The organism is Pontibacter sp. Tf4, assembly GCF_014212495.1.
Classification (GTDB): domain Bacteria; phylum Bacteroidota; class Bacteroidia; order Cytophagales; family Hymenobacteraceae; genus Pontibacter.
Genome location: NZ_JACKZC010000013.1, coordinates 26,527 through 45,183, shown reverse-complemented (window position 1 = coordinate 45,183; position 18,657 = coordinate 26,527). Strand labels below are relative to the sequence as shown.

The 18,657-nt window shown below is 42.8% G+C and carries 16 protein-coding genes; 4 read left to right on the top strand and 12 right to left on the bottom strand.

Annotation, left to right across the window (positions count from 1 at the left end; translation table 11 throughout):
• Positions 1 to 4 precede the first annotated feature (4 nt).
• From H7F15_RS18495 to H7F15_RS18480, 5 genes are all read right to left on the bottom strand, one after another.
• Positions 5 to 4,396, bottom strand: coding sequence for a CusA/CzcA family heavy metal efflux RND transporter (locus H7F15_RS18495; RefSeq protein WP_185198488.1), 4,392 nt, complete (start codon positions 4,394 to 4,396; stop codon positions 5 to 7).
• 110 nt (positions 4,397 to 4,506) lie between these two features.
• Complete coding sequence (locus H7F15_RS19695; protein WP_370523762.1) at positions 4,507 to 4,824, bottom strand: DUF6660 family protein; 318 nt, start codon at positions 4,822 to 4,824, stop codon at positions 4,507 to 4,509.
• A gap of 334 nt (positions 4,825 to 5,158) precedes the next feature.
• Complete coding sequence (locus H7F15_RS19690; RefSeq protein WP_185198487.1) at positions 5,159 to 5,485, bottom strand: GIY-YIG nuclease family protein; 327 nt, start codon at positions 5,483 to 5,485, stop codon at positions 5,159 to 5,161.
• Positions 5,486 to 5,770: a hypothetical protein gene (locus tag H7F15_RS18485; protein ID WP_185198486.1), complete on the bottom strand. Its 285-nt coding sequence runs from the start codon at positions 5,768 to 5,770 to the stop codon at positions 5,486 to 5,488.
• Positions 5,771 to 5,832: 62 nt separating this feature from the next.
• A complete protein-coding gene (locus H7F15_RS18480) occupies positions 5,833 to 6,591 on the bottom strand; it encodes a ParA family protein (protein WP_185198485.1) in 759 nt (252 codons plus the stop codon).
• Between the two features lie 309 nt (positions 6,592 to 6,900).
• Here H7F15_RS18480 and H7F15_RS18475 point away from each other — a divergent pair, with 309 nt between their 5' ends.
• The gene (locus H7F15_RS18475) at positions 6,901 to 7,107 is read left to right on the top strand and encodes a hypothetical protein (RefSeq protein WP_185198484.1); all 207 of its coding nucleotides are present in this window, start codon (positions 6,901 to 6,903) and stop codon (positions 7,105 to 7,107) included.
• Here the strand turns inward: H7F15_RS18475 and H7F15_RS18470 are convergent.
• The 7 genes from H7F15_RS18470 to H7F15_RS18440 form a co-directional block, all read right to left on the bottom strand.
• On the bottom strand, positions 7,102 to 8,187 hold the full coding sequence (locus H7F15_RS18470; RefSeq protein ID WP_185198483.1) for a replication initiation protein: 1,086 nt from the start codon (positions 8,185 to 8,187) through the stop codon (positions 7,102 to 7,104). The genes H7F15_RS18475 and H7F15_RS18470 overlap by 6 nt on opposite strands.
• A gap of 1,064 nt (positions 8,188 to 9,251) precedes the next feature.
• Positions 9,252 to 9,677, bottom strand: coding sequence for a hypothetical protein (locus tag H7F15_RS18465; RefSeq protein WP_185198482.1), 426 nt, complete (start codon positions 9,675 to 9,677; stop codon positions 9,252 to 9,254).
• An 821-nt stretch (positions 9,678 to 10,498) separates the two neighbouring features.
• A complete protein-coding gene (locus tag H7F15_RS18460; protein WP_185198481.1) occupies positions 10,499 to 10,909 on the bottom strand; it encodes a hypothetical protein in 411 nt (136 codons plus the stop codon).
• On the bottom strand, positions 10,885 to 11,124 hold the full coding sequence (locus H7F15_RS18455) for a hypothetical protein (RefSeq protein ID WP_185198480.1): 240 nt from the start codon (positions 11,122 to 11,124) through the stop codon (positions 10,885 to 10,887). Before H7F15_RS18455 ends, H7F15_RS18460 begins: the two co-directional genes overlap by 25 nt.
• 255 nt (positions 11,125 to 11,379) lie before the next feature.
• Positions 11,380 to 12,249, bottom strand: a complete 870-nt coding sequence (locus H7F15_RS18450) for a cation diffusion facilitator family transporter (protein WP_185198479.1) — start codon at positions 12,247 to 12,249, stop codon at positions 11,380 to 11,382.
• A gap of 478 nt (positions 12,250 to 12,727) precedes the next feature.
• Positions 12,728 to 14,224, bottom strand: a complete 1,497-nt coding sequence (locus H7F15_RS18445) for a sorbosone dehydrogenase family protein (protein ID WP_185198478.1) — start codon at positions 14,222 to 14,224, stop codon at positions 12,728 to 12,730.
• Positions 14,225 to 14,583: 359 nt separating this feature from the next.
• A complete protein-coding gene (locus H7F15_RS18440; protein WP_185198477.1) occupies positions 14,584 to 14,898 on the bottom strand; it encodes a hypothetical protein in 315 nt (104 codons plus the stop codon).
• A 67-nt stretch (positions 14,899 to 14,965) separates the two neighbouring features.
• Between H7F15_RS18440 and H7F15_RS18435 the strand changes: the two genes are divergently transcribed.
• The 3 genes from H7F15_RS18435 (at position 14,966) to H7F15_RS18425 (ending at position 18,657) form a co-directional block, all read left to right on the top strand.
• Entirely contained in the window at positions 14,966 to 16,063 is a 1,098-nt protein-coding gene (locus H7F15_RS18435) for a DUF4856 domain-containing protein (RefSeq protein WP_185198476.1), read from the top strand.
• Between the two features lie 132 nt (positions 16,064 to 16,195).
• Positions 16,196 to 17,269 (top strand): imelysin family protein, encoded by a 1,074-nt coding sequence (locus H7F15_RS18430; RefSeq protein ID WP_185198475.1) that lies wholly within the window; start codon positions 16,196 to 16,198, stop codon positions 17,267 to 17,269.
• A gap of 14 nt (positions 17,270 to 17,283) precedes the next feature.
• Entirely contained in the window at positions 17,284 to 18,657 is a 1,374-nt protein-coding gene (locus H7F15_RS18425; protein WP_185198474.1) for an HTTM domain-containing protein, read from the top strand.

Sequence of the window (18,657 nt, the reverse complement as noted above, 5' to 3'; positions counted from 1 at the left end):
TTAGTTATAGTTGATTTTCCAGGAGGTACTGTAATTCGATAACTGCTTTATCATAAGTATAAAGTGTTTCCAGGTAATTAGAGCGGATGGTTAGTCCCCGGTTCAAATTCAGAATGTAGTCCTGGTAACTTATCTCTCCAGCCCGGTAAGCTTTCGTGGCCTGCGTAAGGATAAGTTGCGCCTGTGGCAGGGCCGTCTTTTCGTAATATGTGAGACTGCTCTGCAATTTTAAGGCTTGTTGTAAGGCCACTTGGGCATCTGCCTGCAACTCGTTTCGGGTCTGTTGCAGGTTCAACTTTGCCACGTCTGCCTGCAACTCCGCAGCCGCAATACGGCGCTTCTGTGGTTTTACCCAAAGCGGGATAGCAAGCCCAACAGAGACTTCCTGTGGCGCTTCAAAGGCTTCAGCCCCATCGCTGGCATGGCTTCCTCCTATAGTGCGGTTTGTATACCCAAGCTGTAGGTCTGGTAGCAATTTCGCGCGTTCCAGCTTCGTCTCTGCCTGCCGTACAGCGACTTGTTGCTGTGCCAGGCGAAGTCTTGGATTTTGCTCTAGTTGCGCTTCAGTTATTGTAGGCATAGGCAAGCGGTTCAGTACGGTATCGGCTGTGGCGACAAGCGTATCGGTTACCAGCAGCGCCTGTAGCCTTTCCTGAAAGACGGCGACATCTGTTTCGGCCTGAAAAGCGTTGTTGCGCACCTCAGATAGCTGCGCTTCGGCAGTTACTTTCTCCAGCAGGTTTGTTTCGCCTGTGCGCAACCTCGTCTGGGCAGCCTTAGCAAACTGCACATACAAGCTGTCCTGGTAGGTAAGCAAGCGTAGCCGTGATAAGGCATACACCAGACCGTAATAGTTGAGCCGCACATCGCGGATCACTTCCCGCTGCCGTTGCGTCAGGTTAACTTTGCTGACCTGGGTGAGTTCGCTAGCAAGCTTGGCTTGCCTGCTATACAAAGTGGGCAGGGAGAAGGACTGCGAGACGGAAACTTCGTTATCATAGGTACCCGTAGCCAGCTTGCCAGTTGAAAACTGTACCTGCGTTTTGTCCAGGTCCCAGGAAGTTCCTTGCAACGCTTGACTTCTCTTTACTTCTACTCTCGCTGCGCCTACTGCTGGGTTTTGTTTGAGTGCGCGTGCCTCTGCTTCACGTAAAGTATATTGCTTCACAGGTCCTTGTGCCAGAGCAGCCGGTGCTGCACCTACCAGAAGGCCGAAGGTGGCAAGAATAAGGAATACTGAGACAACAGCAGTAGAGAAATCACTACCACCTGATCTATTTTGCTTGCGTTGCAGGTAGTAGTTTTCTAGCAGGATGTAGAGTACAGGTAAGACCACCAGCGTCAGCAACGTGGAGGTTATAAGCCCACCGATCACCACGGTAGCCAGTGGTTTCTGTACTTCGGCTCCTGCGGTATTCGATAGCGCCATCGGCAGAAAGCCCAACGAAGCCACCGTAGCTGTCATCAACACAGGTCGCAAACGTATCGCCGTACCGTTCAACACCACCTCCCGCAAGCTGATGCCTGGGTACTCTTTGCGCTGCCTGTTAAACTCTGCTAGCAGGACAATGCCATTCAGCACGGCTACCCCAAACAAGGCGATAAATCCGACCCCGGCAGAGATACTAAAGGGCATCCCACGCAACCATAAGGCGAGTACCCCGCCTATAGCTGATAAAGGAATGGCGGTAAAGATCAGCAGCGAATGGCGCACCGAGCGAAACGTCAGGTAGAGCAGCAGGAAGATCAGGGCCAGGGCTGCCGGAACAGCAACTGAGAGCCGCTGGTTGGCTTGCTCCAGGTTTTCAAACTGGCCTCCATACGTAACAAAATACCCCACAGGCAATTGCACGGCACGGTCAATCTTTTCCTGAACCTCCTCGACAACACTCGCTATATCACGGTTTCGGACGTTAAAGCCCACGATGATGCGGCGTTGGCCGTCTTCGCGCTGGATCTGGTTGGGCCCTTGTTGGTATTGGATGTCGGCTACCTGCGTGAGCGGCACCTGCATCCCGGTTGAAGTCGTTATGTAGAGTTCGCGCACATCGTCGATGTCCTGCCGCTGTTCCTGTGTAAGGCGCACCACCATATCAAAGCGTCGGTCCCCTTCATACACCATCCCGGCGCTTTGCCCGGCAAAGGCGGCATTGATGGTCTGGTTGACTGTTTCCACGTCCAGCCCGAACTTGGCGATCTGGTCACGGTTGATGTCCACTACAATCTGGGGAAGCCCTGATACCTGCTCGACATAGAGATCTTCTGCGCCTTCAACCGATGCCACCACGCGGCCTACCTCCTGCGAGAGCCGGGTTAGCTCGGCCATGTCTTCGCCGAATATCTTGATGCCTACGTCCTGCCGCACCCCGGAAATGAGTTCGTTAGATCGCAGCTGAATGGGCTGGGACACCCCAAAGGTGACACCCGGAATAACTTCCAGCGCTTCGGTCATCTGACTAGCCAGCTCTTCCCTGGTTTCTGCGCTGGTCCATTCTTCTTTGTCTTTGAGTAGGATGGTCACGTCAGCCGATTCCATTGGCATCGGGTCTGTGGGGATTTCCGCAGCACCGATCTTGCTGATGACTTCTTTTACTTCTGGAAACTGTTCTTTGAGTATACGGGATGCCAGCGAGACTTTTTCTACAGTCTCTGAAAGTGAGCTGCCCGTCAGGAGCCTGGTTTCCAGCGCAAAATCGCCTTCTTCCAGCGTTGGGATAAATTCGCTGCCCATACGGGCGAAGATCACCATGGCCAAGGCAAATAACCCCACTGCCAGGAGTAATACCAATGCTTTGAACCTGAGCGCCCCTTGAATAACAGGATTATACATCCGCTGGAAAAAGTCCATCATCTTATCGGAGATGTTGCGCTTGCGGTTGGTGTTTTTGCTAAGCACCAGGGCAGACATCATCGGCACATAGGTCAGCGAAAGGATAAAAGCTCCAAGTATAGCAAACGAAACGGTCAGGGCCATCGGGCGGAACATCTTGCCTTCGATACCCACCAGCACCAGGATAGGTAAATACACGATCAGGATGATGATTTCCCCAAAGGCAGCAGAGGTGCGGATCTTACGGGCTGAGTCGTATACTTCCTCATCCATCTGGGCCTGGGTAAGCTTCTGCCCCCCTCTTAAACCCAAATGGTGCATCGTGGCTTCTACAATGATTACGGCACCGTCTACAATAATCCCAAAGTCAATAGCTCCCAGGCTCATCAGGTTGCCTGTGACACCAAACAGGTTCATCAGGATGATGGCAAAGAGCATAGAAAGCGGTATCACCGAAGCCACCACGAGCCCTGCACGGAAGTTACCCAGGAACAACACCAGCACAAAAATAACGATCAGCGCCCCTTCGATCAGGTTACGCTCCACGGTGCCAATTGCCCGTCCAATCAGCTCACTACGGTCCAAAAAAGCTTCCACGGCCACCCCTTCCGGTAGGGACTTGGTGATCTGGGCCATACGCTCTTTCACGCGCTCGACTACCTGGTTGGTATTCTCGCCTTTGAGCAGCATCACAATACCACCCACCGCTTCGCCTTTTGCATCCGTTAACGCCCCGTACCGGTTAGCCGTGCCAAACTGTACCTGGGCAATATCCGAGATCAGCACCGGTGTGTCATCTGATGTGTTCTGTACCACTACTTTTCCGACTTCCTCCAGGCTTTCAATCAGGCCCTCGCTGCGGACAAAGTACGCATTCGGTTTCTTGTCAATATAGGCACCACCGGTATTGCCATTGTTACGTTCTAATGCTTCCAGCACATCCGATATACTCAGGTTGTGCGCTTTCAGCCGGTCAGGATCTACCGCTATTTCATATTGCTTCAGGTAGCCGCCAAAGCTGTTTACTTCCGCCACCCCGGGCGTGCCGAGCAGCTGCCGCCGTACGATCCAATCCTGGATGGTGCGCAACTCGACGGGGCTGTATTGTTTTTCGTAACCCGGCTTGGCATGTACCACATACTGGTATATCTCCCCGAGTCCTGTAGAAATAGGGGACATCGCGGGGCTACCTACCCCAGGGGGAATGTTTTCGGCAGCTTCTACTAACCGTTCTGCCACCTGTTGCCTGGCCCAGTACACATCAACCTTCTCTTTAAAAACGATGGTCACTACGGAAAGGCCAAAGCGGGAAATGGAGCGTACTTCTTCGATGTCAGGGATAGTAGACATCGTTTGTTCTACCGGAAAGCTGATGAGCCGCTCTACTTCCTGGGCTGCCAGCGAAGGGCTGGTGGTTATAACTTGTACCTGATTATTGGTGATGTCAGGTACGGCATCAATGGGCAGCTGCGTGAGGGAATAGCTACCCCATACAACAAGCACCAGCGTAAAAAGGCCGATAATAAGCTTGTTGTAGATAGAAAAATGAATGATTCTGTCTAGCACTTGAATGTTGTTTAAACCTAAACTACCACATACACCAGGTGTATGCGCACGCCTTCCTAGTCACATTGAGATGCGACAAGGCGTGTTTTCCTACTTTAAAAAGGGATAGGTTAAACTTTAGGCGGGTGCCAGAAGGAAATAACAGGGTCTACAGGCCCGCGGACTACGTAGGTAGAAGGGTTAGTGCGTTGCGGAAGCACCAGCGGTTGTGTTACTTTCTGAAGTTGAAAGGATAAGGTAAGGCCCCCGCAGCAGTTGCATTCGCATAAGGGAGAACATAAATCAGTTTCCTGCTCAGCGTCCGAATGGCCAGTATCAGCTTGTACCAGCGTGTCAGTACCCTGGGCATAGGCCGTCCCGCTGTCCGTGCAAGGCAGGCAGGCCAGTAGAAAGATAATCATTCCCCAAATGACAGCGAAGTACTTCATTTAACACAAAGGTATAAAACTATTTTTATAGGTGTACTCTATTTGTTGCGCTGCTGTTACTGTAACGAATGGGGTTGTGCTTAATAAATCATCAGATAAAGAATTTACTAAAGTAACTACCAAAGGTTAATTGACATCAGTCAATAGTAATATTCTTAAAAGGCTGCGCATCATCAATGCTGCTCATATCATTTTTCGCTTTACATAATCCTACTTATAAGTCAGGTTTAAAACTAGACTGACTCCGCTGCCTGGTTCGAAATAGAGAAAACAATAGAGGCGCTACTTGAAGGTAGCGCCTCTCAAAGCTATAAATACGACCTCTCCCCTACCCTTACGCAGCGAAGAGTTCCAATTGCCCTTCCAGGCAGTAGCGGTTGTTGAACTTTGGTTTAAGTATCCGGATGAAATGCTTTTCTAAGCGGAGAACCTCTTCTTTGCTCGGATACTCCCTCAAGTATATCTGCGAGTTCTCACTACATTTTGCTTTGTGCTTGGCCATGCGCCAGAAGATGTTACTTGTCTCTCCTACATAAACACAATCATCACCTTCAAAGATGAGATAAAGAAAATATGTGTTGTTATCACGAACGTACCGCAGGTGCTTAAATGCCTTTAGCACCTCTTTCCTACTATAGGTTTTGAGGCTTTCTAAAATCATCTATTTTTTTAGATAAGGTTTCCCCTTAAAGTATTCCTTTAAGATATATTCAACAAAGTCTGATTTGCTTCTATACATTTCATGCAATGTACCTTTGTCAATATAATCTTCTAAAACTTCATCAACGAAGAAAGTAATTCGCTTTCTATTTGATTCCTTCTTTTTTTTCGATGGAACAGTTATAGTTTTTTCTTCTTTTGATGTATCTATAGTTGTCTCAGAAGGCTTTGATCCATGTAGCTTCCCTAAAACATTATCAAATCTCTTCGTCTCTTTATTTGCCATGATTCTTGACTATACTCTTTGTAATTAATAAAAGTAATAAATTATTAATACTAAATAAAGTATTAACTATTAATAATTTCTTCAGTTAACTCTTTATAATCTTTTGCCCCATTAGAGTCTGGAGCATAAGAGAACACATCTTGGTTCATAACTAAACATTCATGCAGTGCTACATTTGTTCGTATAGAAGTCTTCATCACCTTATCTCCTAACTGTTGCTGTGCTTCCCGTACAATTGTTTTCCCTAGTATAGTTTGTGCATTTTTAGAGTGGTTTGTAAAGAACAAACCTCCAAGTTCTAATTTAGGATTTAGTTCCTCTTCGACTATTATATCAATTGTTTCAAGCATCTTATCTAATCCATTCCAGGCAAAAGGCTCAGCAACCATAGGTATGTAAACCTTATCTGAAGCTATTAAAGCATTGACTGTATAAATACCCAAAGAAGGTGGGCAATCAATGATTACAAATTCATATTTTTCTTTAACCTTTTTCAAAATTGACCTAAGTTTTGCTGCACCAGCTACTGAATGTGCTACGGCATTTTCTCTAGAAATAAGAGAATGGCCTGAATAAGCGATGTCTACTCCATTTACGCATTTAATTACGTCTGTAATTTTGCAGTTATCAAGAAGAGCATCAGATATGTTTAAATCTTCCTTGGGCGATATTCCAACTGACGTTGTTAGGTTAGCTTGTGCATCCAGATCTACTAAAAGAACTTTCTTACCCATCTCCTTTAATGCAAATCCTATACTCTGTGTGCTTGTAGTTTTGGCTACTCCACCTTTTGCGTTTACAATAGAAAGAACTTTTGCCATGACATCTATGAAGTATTAAAAGTTAATAATTTAAATAATCACGTAATTATATTAACATTATTTAATATTAGCAAATTATTCATAATTGGTAATTTATTAATTTTATTAACTATTAATAAACATATTTATATATTGATGATATTGGGCAAAAAATAAACAAAGTAGAGTAGATCAATATTTAACTGTATAACTATTCATGCATTTGGCCCATGGAGGATCCTTGAGATTTACTCAAGGAACCTCCATGGGCCAAATTTGCTAACTAGTTTATCAGATTTATTGGGTATGGCAGTATCTAATATTAAAACTATGATAAACAACACTACTATTGATGGGTTGAAGGAAGTAGAGAAACTAACACCAGATTATATTTATTGCCAAAAATACATTTTAACTAAAGTTAAATTATTAAGGTTATTAACAGTATTAACATTACATAATTTATTAAAAAACAAACCTTTACAAATAGTTAATAAAGTATTAACAATGAATAAAACATTGTATGATGCTTTATAACTGACGTTTGTTCTTTTCTATTTTATTTTCTAGATGTTTAGAAAACCATTCACTTTCAGAAGTAAAGCTCAAGGTCCCTTTATTTGTTGAAAACCAATTGTTAGCTTTTGTAATAACAACTGGATCTAGGAGCCGGATATATCTATCAATCAACTCGTCTGAGAAAGAGTATTTCTCTTTCATAATACGAATTGCATTTTTTGTCACTTTATCTATAGCTGGGTTCGTAGTAGGGGAGAAGAAAAGCTCTTGTTGAATTAAAGAAGCTTCTAACTTACTTGACTTCCCAGATTCAGGTAAATGTATTCTAATAGTTTTAATTAATGAAAAAGTAATAGAATCTGCATTCCGACCTCTTTTGTTAATCTTGTAATCAAAAGCCATGTCTGTATCCTTTAGATCTTCTTTGGCAGCATCTAAAATCCTACGCTTAAATTCAGCAAAAAGTGGATACTTGATCACCTGTACAGTCTCTCCTTCAGGTAATCCTTGCTTTCTAGCTTCTTCGTCACTCAATTCTATATCAAGACCTAACATCAAACGAAGCTCTCTATAGGAGATAGTAGTGGGCTTGTCTTTGAATTGACCTTGCTTTATTAGCATGTAAATCCTGTAAGCCTGGATTGTTTTAAGGCCCAGAAGCTGTTCAAGTTCTGCTTGGGTATAATTTCCCTTTAAATCAAGCAAGTAAGGTGCAAGGTCATTGTTAATTTTAGTTACAATGTATTTACTATCTTGAGTATAAGTAACAGTTGGGAAAATAACCATACTGGCAAAAGTTCTTTTAACTTGACCATTCTTATCAGCACCCAAATTCTCAATTTTGAATTTTATCTCCTGTAAATCAGACGCTAACTTAGCTACTTGTTTAAAGTTCTTACCGCCTTTAGATGTATAAAGAGCAGATATAGGTATTTTTACATGAGTGAGTTCTTTGTCATCCTTATGAATATGGCCTAATGCATAAATAAATGCTCGTAGCTGAACAGTTGGGATGTCAAAATGACTATTAATTAAATTGTTATGTTGCGTAACTATCTTGTTCGGCTGCTTAACAGGTGTATTTAATAATTCACTCATGAGTTTTCATATCTTTTCTTAAATATATGTATAAATTATTTTGTTTGTACATATAATTTCAAGATTTAAACCCCTAAATATCTACTGGGTGGGATTTTGTACATATAATGGGAATCTGTACATGTAAAAGTGGGTAAGTGTACATGTAAAAGTGGGAATCTGTACATGTAATGGTGGGATTTTGTACACGTAATGGTGGGATTTTGTACATGTATTAGATCATAACAGACTTATTTTTAAGTGTTTATGTCCTCGTTAATAATAAATAAGAAAAAGAATAAAGAATAAAAAAAATAGATTTTCCATTCTTTTTTAGATTAAAAACATTAAAAAAGGCCATAAATGAGGTCATTTTGATGCTTTATAAGGAATAAAGAGATCAGCTTTTGTGGGATTTTGTACATATATGCCTCTATAAACTTTGTAATCGGATGTCTCATCTATTTAAAATAGTGGGATTTTGTACATTTATGAGGTCATATCAGGATGAATTTCGATTTTAAGCAGTTGATATAAATTCCTGTAAATCAGTTACTTATATTTTATGGTATACACTGAATTTATGCCTTTGGGGGTATCAAATAAAACCTGTACATATATCCAAAATACCTTCTTTAAAAAGAGTGGGATTTTGTACACATATAGGTGATTTTACCACATTTTACTAAATAATGATAATATTTGGTAAAAATGTGTCTATTTGTTATTATAAGATATAACTTTTTTAAGATGCCTAGAATTGTAAAACCATAGTCCTTGCCGGTATCAAAATAAACATAGGTTTTTTTTGATACCCTTATTTGTAGAAATCAAGCTTTATAAATATAACTTTAACTTGAAAGTTCAACAATTAGCTTACTCTCTAATTCTACTTATCATAACGCCTGTTATGCGCCTTATTCACGTAGAGATGTAAATAAATTATTTCTTCATTGGTAATGAAAACGTAAATAAGCCGCTAATTATTCCGTCTGGAAAGTTACTGCCTTGCTTAGCTAAATTGAAAAAACATGATCAAGACGGCTTAACATATTTAAGTAAAATAGGATTGGTTTTCTGTCAAATTACTTGTCATGGTTTTCCCTGCCTAAGAGCCAGGCTACGGCCTCCTCACGCCGGGTAAAGTTGCTAAATGTAATGTTTCTTGGCACCTGTTTCTGAATTTGGCTGGATGCTTGAGCTACTTTTTCTTCTCGTTGGTTATCCTTACTAGCTACACGAGCTACTTTTTGCAGCTTGGTAGTCATCAATTCCATCGCAAATTGCTTGGATACGGCTGCATATTCTTCTATGCCCACTTCCACAACCGATTTACTGGAGTCGAGTAACAATAGGGTAACTTCTCGGGCGTTGATGTGCTCGAGAACAAATTGCAGCGCATGCCAAACTTGGGGTAGATTATTGGATTGGATGTCGGGCAAGTCAACAAGCATGAGATTTTCTTCCTGCATTAATTCTACAACGAGTAAGCCGTTATTGTATAGCAACATGAAGTTTTGGATATAGGTGAAAACAATATGTTAATATACATATTAATATTAAATATTTATATGGTTTCTTCATCTGTTCAAGTACTATTACTTTTCGCGGCTTATTGCAAAAGCTTGCTACTATTGCAGTTTATGTCAACTAAAATTTTTTGCGTAGTTGGTGCTGCTACAAGAGAAAGAGCAGCTGTGGCAGGGAGCTATCCTGAGTTAGATGCACATCACTTTTGTAGCAGCTCGTAGAGTTTAAGGGTCACCTTCTCTGGCTTAACTTTAACTTCTTATCCTAGTAGCTATAAGAAGCAACAAGGCAGATGGTGCATAAATATTATAAGGAAAAGCTTCAATTAGGCTGCAGCCCTCTATTTATCTGGCTGGCTATTCAGGCTAGTAGTACTGGCGAGGCAATCTTTATGGCAGATACCTGCTCCCTAGGCACCTTGTTTCAGTTGCATGCCTTGTCTGTTCAAGAAATCACCAAATATGAGTATTTACAACTTTTAAATAGCTAAGCTGCCAATAAAGAATATTTGTTGCTCGAAGACAAATAGATATTGCATGCTAATTAACAGACGGAGATTAAATGTGGAAAAGTAGCAGGTGCGAGCGATGGAACAGTTACCAATATTACTTATCAGCATTTGCAGGTAAGCGTAAAAAAGTGGTAGTAATATTCAAGCGTAATGTGTAATACCAGTTAAAAGAAACCGCTAAGGCAACCCCTGATACTGACCAGAAAAGCCAGCCAGGAACCCTAGCGGTTATGCTAAACACATGTACTTTTACGGAAACTGCTACCGTGAGTAGGCAAATAAATAAACTAGTTAAGCGCTAATAAGCCACAGTAGCGCTTCTTCTTTAGTAGTAAAATTTTGGAGCTCAAAGGGTAACTGCAGTGTATTCTCAATAACCTGTATGGTTTTGTCTGATCTCTCTTCCAGGACAGTGTTTGGCGACTGCACTCTGGCCACTTTTTGCAAGCATGTTCGGACCAATCCTTTTGCCAGATACATAGAGATTTCATGGCTTTCCTCGTGACCAATCGATACAACTGTATTGCTGGCATCAAGCAGCATCTTTTTAATATTATAGTTTACAATGGTTTCAAGAATAATGTTGATGCTGTTTTTTATTTCAGGAATTAAGTAATCATGAAGATCCGGATAGGCTACATCCAGGACATCATTCGCTGGATCGAAAGTTAAGGTGATTAAACTGTTCTGGTAAAGTAGCATTGGCGCTGTTCAGTATTGTAATAGAGAAGAAAAATTAAAGGTGCATCTGTAATATGAAAACCAACTTTCAAATTCTCTCCTACAGGAAGAAAATATACCACAAAAGTAGAAAAAAGAATACTCTCTTTAGTCGCAGCAATTTTAACTTTAATGGTTTTATCTAGCTTGCTACATACTCCTTTAATAAACTGATGTGATTCATAAATGGTATTCAAAGGAACAACATTGGCTTTATAAGCTGGGTTAACCAGTTTTCATCGTAGGGGATTTGAACAGCTTTTTATTAACCTAAAGTTACGGGCTAAAATAGTTCTCCGTATGTTATAAGACTATTCCAATTGATGAAAGCAAGAGCAGGCAAGTACACGTGTAAACAACCGTGATTTACATGTCTAATGATCTTATACTTGTTGCAGCAGGTTAATTTCAGTCTGCAGTGATTTGTATTTTGAACTACGGCAGCTTCATGGTTAATCTGCTGGTTCAATATGAATTAAGACATTGCCTATTTCGGGTATCTCTTTTCTTAATCTGTCTTGCACATGATGGGCAATATCATGCCCTTGTTTAACTGTAATGTTGGCATTTACAAGCACATGCAGGTCTACTAGGTAGGTCATACCTGCTTTTCGGATATAGCATTTCTCGGTACCTTCTACACCATCTATTCGTTCTGCAACTTCTCTTACAGCAACTATCAGGTCGTGATGTATATGCTCGTCCATGATTTCTCCGAGAGCGGGCCGGAAGATCAGATAGCAGTTGTAGAGGATAAATCCTGATGCAAAAAGGGCTGCCCAATCATCAGCAGCTTCATAACCTTTTCCCAAATACAGCGCAACAGATATGCCAACGAAGGCAGCAACAGATGTGATCGCATCGCTCCTGTGGTGCCATGCATCTGCTTTAAGGGAAGAACTGTTCGTCTCTTTACTCTTTTTGATGACGATCCTGAAAGAAACTTCTTTCCAGATTATAATCGCCCCAAGGACCCAAAGGGTGAATGGCTTTGGCAGTTGGTGGGGCGTTTGGATGTTCTGTAAACTCTCATAAGCAATGATTGTTGCAGATGTAATTAAAAATCCGACTACAATGAATGTGACCAAAGGCTCGATGCGGCCATGCCCATAAGGATGGTTGTCATCAGCAGGGCGGCTGGAATATTTTAAGCCGAGTAAAACCAGCAAAGAAGAAAAAATATCAGCTGTAGATTCGATGGCATCTGCAATCAGGGCATAGGAGTTACCAAAAAAACCAGCCAACCACTTGATCAGCGCTAAACTTGCATTTCCTGCTATGCTAAAATAAGTTGCTTTGATCGCCGTCTGCTCTTTACTCATTTGACTCGTGTTAAAACACTTCAATTTACCTACTCACAAAGATATTACATATTAGGCGTCACTTTTGTGATAATATTGTTGAAAGCTGATAAAATGATAACAGTAGATCAAATAATTGTTTGAAGTTAGTTTAGCAGACTAAATGAATACTAACAGAGCTTATTTTCAAAGTTTTACTGAACACTATTAAAGATCATCTCAGCACTGTCTAATAATTTGGCAAAACCGACTTATGATTATTTACCAGTGATGCTCTCGCCAGATAAGAAAAAGCCTGACTGTTGCAGAAAGTAACAACTTATTACTAGAACTATTGCAGCCTTTTCCGGCCAATGAAATGAAAGGCTATGCCGAATCTCTGATTCGTTTTATAATGAAGTTGTGAGCTCATTAATAAACTGATAAATTAAAAGCACCTGCCAGTATGAGATTTCATTTCATACTGGCAGGTGCTTTTTACTGAAATCTATAATTTGGCTTATTTGCCCCGACTTGATATTTCGTATACTGATCCATGTGAAAGCGACACTACATACAGGTTTCCGTCAGGGCCTGTCTGAATATCGGTAGTGACACCGAAGTTTGTACCAAACAGCAGGCTTTCACTTTCATTAATGGTCCATTTATCAGGATTATCCGCCACGCGATCCTGTAAGCGTGGGTCTCTTACGCCTACTTTGGTGCGGTTACCGATCAGATTGAAATGGAAAAGGTGGCCTCCTTCCAGAAAATCCCTTGCTCCGCCCATTATTAAATCTCCTCTGTAATGTGAACCAAGTGCTTTGCTGTCAATAAAACCGATACCACCAGGCGATACTTCAAACTTCCATGAAAATTCAGGATCTACGTACTGAGCTCCTGGTATCATAAATAACCTTGAAAGTGCTTCTTCGGGAGAGTCTGCTATATTTTCCGGCGACCAGCGGATCTGCTGAAGCCCGAAATACTGTGCGCTCGTTTCTATTTCTTTGAATTGGGAAATACGAGATACAGGACCCATTATCTGAATCCAGCCACCGTTCATGCCCGGTATTACACGGTTCAGTTCCGAGAAAGCATCATCACCATTCTCTTGTAACCAGAGGTTGCCGGCAATCGGGTCGAAGGCCATGCCGAAACTGTTACGGTGGCCATAGGAAAAGATTTTCTGGATATTTTCTCCAACTTCTCCACCTATGTCGGCACCTGCCTCAAAAAACGGATTATCTCCTGGGGTTGTACCATTTTCGTTCAGGCGAAGCACAACGCCAGTCAGGTGGGCATCGTCTGGCTCCGGCCCGCCAAATTGGTCGTCAGGTATGCCCGGGCCGAAAGGTCCGTCTTCCAGGTTCTGCAGCTGGCCACGGCGGCCTACATCACCTATAAAAATATATAGTTTGCCATCAGGGCCAAAGCGAAGTACGCCACCATCGTGGTTACCGCGCTCAGGCTGGCCGGCATCCTGTTGTATAGCACGTAGTTGTATAATATTCGCATCCTGAGTAAGCGTGGTGCCATTCCAGGTAAACCGGTCTACCCTGTTCCCGAGTAGCGGAGTTTCGCTCAGTACATCGGTATCTGCGCCTGTAGTGCTTTCAGTCCAGTACAGGTAAACTCCAGGGTTATCAGGGAAGTTGGGATGTAAAGCAATACCGAGTAATCCTCGTTCCGACCCGAAATTAACGGCCAGATCAAGAACGGTGCTGTGAACACTTCCGTCTTTTATCCGCTTTACCTGTCCGGTATTTTTTTCCAGGATAAAGAAATCATCATCACCAATGAACGCCATACTGATAGGGGTGATCAGTTCGCTGATTACAGGATTTACTTTAAGTTTATTGTCTACTAAGGTCGGGCTGAAGCCATTATCTATAGCTTCTTCTGTTTCAGTGGCTTCATACTCTTCCAGTACAGGATCGTCCTGGCACGAACTGACCGTAAGAAGAAGGCCTGTAAAGAGAATTGATACAAGAATTTGTGAACGTTGTTTTTTCATAGCTTTTTAGATTTAATAAAGGATAGGTTGAATTATTTAACGGACAGCAATTATCAGTGATTTAATTAGCTCTAATTTTTTTGGTACATGAATTCAGTTTTTGAGTAAGTGTAAAGAATCTGCAGTAAAGGAGAAGTGCTTTCATTTTGTCTTTCAAAAGGGTAGTGTTTTGGAATTTCGTTATGTTTTAGAAATCTTGAACCAAGTATTAAGAGGCCTTTTGATGTGTGCTTTAGCAACCTTAACTAAAACCTCCGATTAATATTTGTGGTTTGATGCTGAAATCATACTAAGGTTACAAATACAGATAGCTTATTTCTTGTCCTCATTTTCCAAGAGAACTATCACTACATACAGAGCTACTTTACTGAACCCGGCACTAATGTGTGAGCAGGGATAAGTTGAATCCGTTTAATGTTTTCTAGTGTTGAGCGTCCAGCTGTGGGATTGGATGCAGTAGAACGAAGCTGTGTGTCTGCTTTAGCAGTTTTCATAGAAACGTTGGCCTTCATTAGAGTCAAATCAACAGACTTCTTCTCGCTGCATAACGTTATAGGAATTTTTAAACTAGGGAGATAATCCTCATATAACTTATGCTTAGGCGCTATATGAGGAATAGTAATTCCATCTTTTAGATGAATTTCTAAGAATTTATAGCGTAATGCTTGCTTCATATAAAAGCACGCATTTAATTTGTATCGTTATTTAAAATAAGTCTAAATAAAAATACTTCACACCTTTATGTTTAATCTCTACAAATCTAAAGCATTAACTTTTGCAGTGCTGGCTGCTTGTACAGTGTTCACTTCGTGTTCAGAAGATGAGGATGACCTGCCTACTTATACTGTGCCAACCACATACAATTTTGAAAACGTGAATTACAGTGGCCAGACGGCACGTATGGCCATGCTTGGGGAACTGGATACTTATATTAAAACAGGTAACAGCGGTGCTGTGCTGAATGCCCAGGTAATGAAAAATATGTACGCCAATGCAAATGCACCATTTGCAGATGCCAGCCTTAACACCTCTGGAAAACAGTTAAAAGATAAAACGATAGCTACTGCCCAGGCTGAGTTTGAAAGCCTTTTTGATGCTGTTGCTACTGCCAGCCAGTCTAACGGAGCAGCAGCCAGCCCGGGCACAGCAGGTATACTTACTACTGCTGATAATAAAAAATACCTGGTTAATGCCAATGGCGTGGAGTACCAGCAGGTAATATCTAAAGGGCTGATGGGTGCTGTATTTTACTACCAGGCTGTAGAAGGCTACCTGACACAGGAAAAAATCGGCCCTACAATTGACAATACTACTGTTAAACCAGGTGAAGGCACTAAAATGGAACACCACTGGGATGAGGCGTTTGGTTATTTCGGAGCTCCTGCTGATTTCCCGGCAAACACTACTGGCCTTAAGTACTGGGCTAACTATAGCAACCAGGTAAATGGCGCTCTGAACAGCAATAAAACTTTAATGGATGCTTTTCTTAAAGGCCGCGCTGCTATTTCGGCAAAGGATATGAAAGGCAAAGATGCTGCTGCCGCAGCCATCCGTACAGAGTGGGAGCGCCTGGTAGTTGCCTCTGCTATACACGAACTGAATGCAGCCAAAACAAACATTGCTGATCAAGCTAAAAAGAGCCACTACTTGTCAGAAGCTATTGGTTTTGTAATGGGCCTTAAGTATAAAACCGACAGAAAACTGACAAACCCACAGTACGATCAGGTAATGGCCAAGATTGGTACAAACCTATACAACACCACCAGCGCCGATATTACAGCAGCTATTGACATACTGAGCACTGCTTATGGTATGAATACGATAAAAGGACAGCTGTAATAGCTGACGGTTATAGTTTAAATATTTTAATGCAGCAGCTATAGTACGTTATGTGCTGTAGCTGCTGCTTTTACCTTAATTTTGTAGTGTATAATGAAGGCAAAAATTTACGTGTTAGCTGCTTTGGCTTGCATGGCTACGTTAGCCGGCTGCAGCTCTGATAACGGGGACGACAATACAGGATCGGATTTTGACAGGAAGGCCATGCTTACAAGCTATGCCAACAACTTGATCATTCCGGGGTACGAGCGCTTTAGCGAAACAACCCACCAAATGGATGCAGCTATAGAACAATTTGTGGCCACGCCATCTGTTACCACGCTGGCTACTGCCCGCCAGGCTTACCAGCAAGCTTACCTTGCCTGGCAGGAAGTAAGTATATTTGAATTTGGCCCGGCTGATGAGCAGATGTTGCGTACAAACCTGAACATATACCCTACTTTTACCACCCAGATAGAGAATAATATTTCGTCAGGCACGTATGACCTGCAGGCTGCAGCCAACCTGCCAGCTAAAGGTTTCCCGGCACTGGATTACCTGCTGTATGGCCAAAGCTCTGATACGGAAATTGTGAATAAGTATACTACGGCCGCAAACGCTGCTAACCGTAAAAAGTACCTGCAGGATGTAGCAAACTTCCTCGACCAGCAGGTGCATGCGACGTACAATGGCTGGACTTCTCAGAACTATAGCAACACATTTATACAATCAGAAGGTACAGCAGTGGGCAGTGCGGTTGGTAACCTGGTAAATCAACTTAACTCCGACATAGACCTGACCAAGCGCGCCAAAGTAGGTATCCCTGTTGGTAAATTTACTGCCGGCACAGCGCTCCCTGAGAAATCGGAAGCATACTATAGCCATACTTCGCTGGAGCTATTGCTGCAAAACCTGAGAGCCGAGAAGGCTGTTTTCATGGGCTTGTCCGCAAACGGAACAGATGGCCTCGGACTGGACGACTACCTGGATCACGTAAATGCTAAAAAAGGAAATATGCTGCTATCGGATGCTATTGAGCAGCAGTTTAACCTGGCTATTGCAGCCGCCGAAGCTGTAAATGCCCCTGTAAGTGATGCAGTAACTACCAACCAGGCGGCGGTAAACAAAGTGTATGATGAGCTGCAGAAGCTGATCGTGCTTACCAAAACCGATATGCCTTCTGCACTTGGCGTAACTATTACCTACACCGATAACGACGGCGACTAAGCACAAGTACAGCCATGCTGCAAAAGCTCCAGCCATTTCTTACTGCTCCTGTATCTGCCGCTCCGCTGGCTGTGTTCCGTATCATTTTTGGCGGGATGATGCTGGCCAGTATTGTGCGCTTTGTATGGAAGAGCTGGGTAACGGAGCTGTATGTTATGCCCAAGGTATACTTCCCGTTCTATGGATTTGAGTGGGTAAAACCCTTAGGCGAAACCGGGATGTATGCTTTGTTCGGGCTGATGGCGCTTGCTGCGCTGGGCATACTGCTGGGTCTGTTTTACCGCTGGTCGGCAGTGCTGTTTTTCCTGAGCTTTACCTATGTAGAGCTTATCGACAAGGCCAATTACCTGAACCATTATTACTTTGTAAGTATAGTAGCCTTCCTGATGATGTTGGTGCCGGCGCATCGCCATTTTTCATTGGATGTGCTACGCAAACCGCAACTTTGGATAAGCCACGTACCACGCTGGGCTGTACTTATTTTTCAATTGCAACTGGGGCTGGTATACTTTTATGCCGGTGTAGCCAAGCTAAACCCCGACTGGTTGTTTGATGCCATGCCCCTGCGCTACTGGTTACCAGCACACACGCACCTACCGCTTATAGGCCCACTGCTGGATGAAGTATGGGTTGCCTATTTGTTCTGTTGGTTTGGTGCTTTCTACGATCTTACAATTCCTTTTTTCCTGAGTAGGTGCAAGAGCAGGGCATTGGCTTATATTACAGTTATTGTATTTCATGTGCTTACGGCCATGTTGTTCCAGATAGGCATGTTCCCATACATCATGATGGTGAGTACGCTTATATTTTTCTCTCCTGCTTTCCATGAGCGCGTGCTTACATTCCTGCGAAACATAGCAAACATTAAACTGCCGCAACACCAGCAATTGGCAACTATAAAATCACATCCTGTACTTTTATACTTACTGGGTTTCTACTTTATACTTCAGGTGCTGGTACCTTGGCGGTTTGCGTTTTACCCCGATAAACTTTTCTGGACGGAGCAGGGCTATCGCTTTTCGTGGCGTGTTATGCTGATGGAGAAAGCCGGAACTGCCTTTTTTTATGTCAAAGATCCGCGTACCGGAAAAGAATCAGAAATAAATAACCGCGATTACCTGACAGCAAACCAGGAGAAAATGGTAGCTACACAACCCGATATGCTACTGCAGTTTGCTCACATCATCCACGACGACTATAAAAGGAAGGGCATGCCGGCACCGGAAGTTCGCGCCGAAGTATACGTAACCCTGAATGGCCGTGGCAGCCGTATGTTCATCGACCCAACTATAAACCTGGCCGCTGAGGAAGACAGCTTTTTACCTAAACCCTGGATTTTACCTTTTGATGAAAGTGCCCCGCCACAACAGGCGATAGGCCAGAAATAA

Coding starts and splice junctions, on each gene's coding strand:
- H7F15_RS18440 (WP_185198477.1), bottom strand. CDS start 14,898: ATGAAGCAAGCATTACGCTATAAATTCTTAGAAATTCATCTAAAAGAT.
- H7F15_RS19690 (WP_185198487.1), bottom strand. CDS start 5,485: ATGATTTTAGAAAGCCTCAAAACCTATAGTAGGAAAGAGGTGCTAAAG.
- H7F15_RS18485 (WP_185198486.1), bottom strand. CDS start 5,770: ATGGCAAATAAAGAGACGAAGAGATTTGATAATGTTTTAGGGAAGCTA.
- H7F15_RS18470 (WP_185198483.1), bottom strand. CDS start 8,187: ATGAGTGAATTATTAAATACACCTGTTAAGCAGCCGAACAAGATAGTT.
- H7F15_RS18475 (WP_185198484.1), top strand. CDS start 6,901: ATGATAAACAACACTACTATTGATGGGTTGAAGGAAGTAGAGAAACTA.
- H7F15_RS19695 (WP_370523762.1), bottom strand. CDS start 4,824: ATGAAGTACTTCGCTGTCATTTGGGGAATGATTATCTTTCTACTGGCC.
- H7F15_RS18480 (WP_185198485.1), bottom strand. CDS start 6,591: ATGGCAAAAGTTCTTTCTATTGTAAACGCAAAAGGTGGAGTAGCCAAA.
- H7F15_RS18430 (WP_185198475.1), top strand. CDS start 16,196: ATGGCTACGTTAGCCGGCTGCAGCTCTGATAACGGGGACGACAATACA.
- H7F15_RS18425 (WP_185198474.1), top strand. CDS start 17,284: ATGCTGCAAAAGCTCCAGCCATTTCTTACTGCTCCTGTATCTGCCGCT.
- H7F15_RS18460 (WP_185198481.1), bottom strand. CDS start 10,909: ATGCTACTTTACCAGAACAGTTTAATCACCTTAACTTTCGATCCAGCG.
- H7F15_RS18465 (WP_185198482.1), bottom strand. CDS start 9,677: ATGTTGCTATACAATAACGGCTTACTCGTTGTAGAATTAATGCAGGAA.
- H7F15_RS18445 (WP_185198478.1), bottom strand. CDS start 14,224: ATGAAAAAACAACGTTCACAAATTCTTGTATCAATTCTCTTTACAGGC.
- H7F15_RS18450 (WP_185198479.1), bottom strand. CDS start 12,249: ATGAGTAAAGAGCAGACGGCGATCAAAGCAACTTATTTTAGCATAGCA.
- H7F15_RS18435 (WP_185198476.1), top strand. CDS start 14,966: ATGTTTAATCTCTACAAATCTAAAGCATTAACTTTTGCAGTGCTGGCT.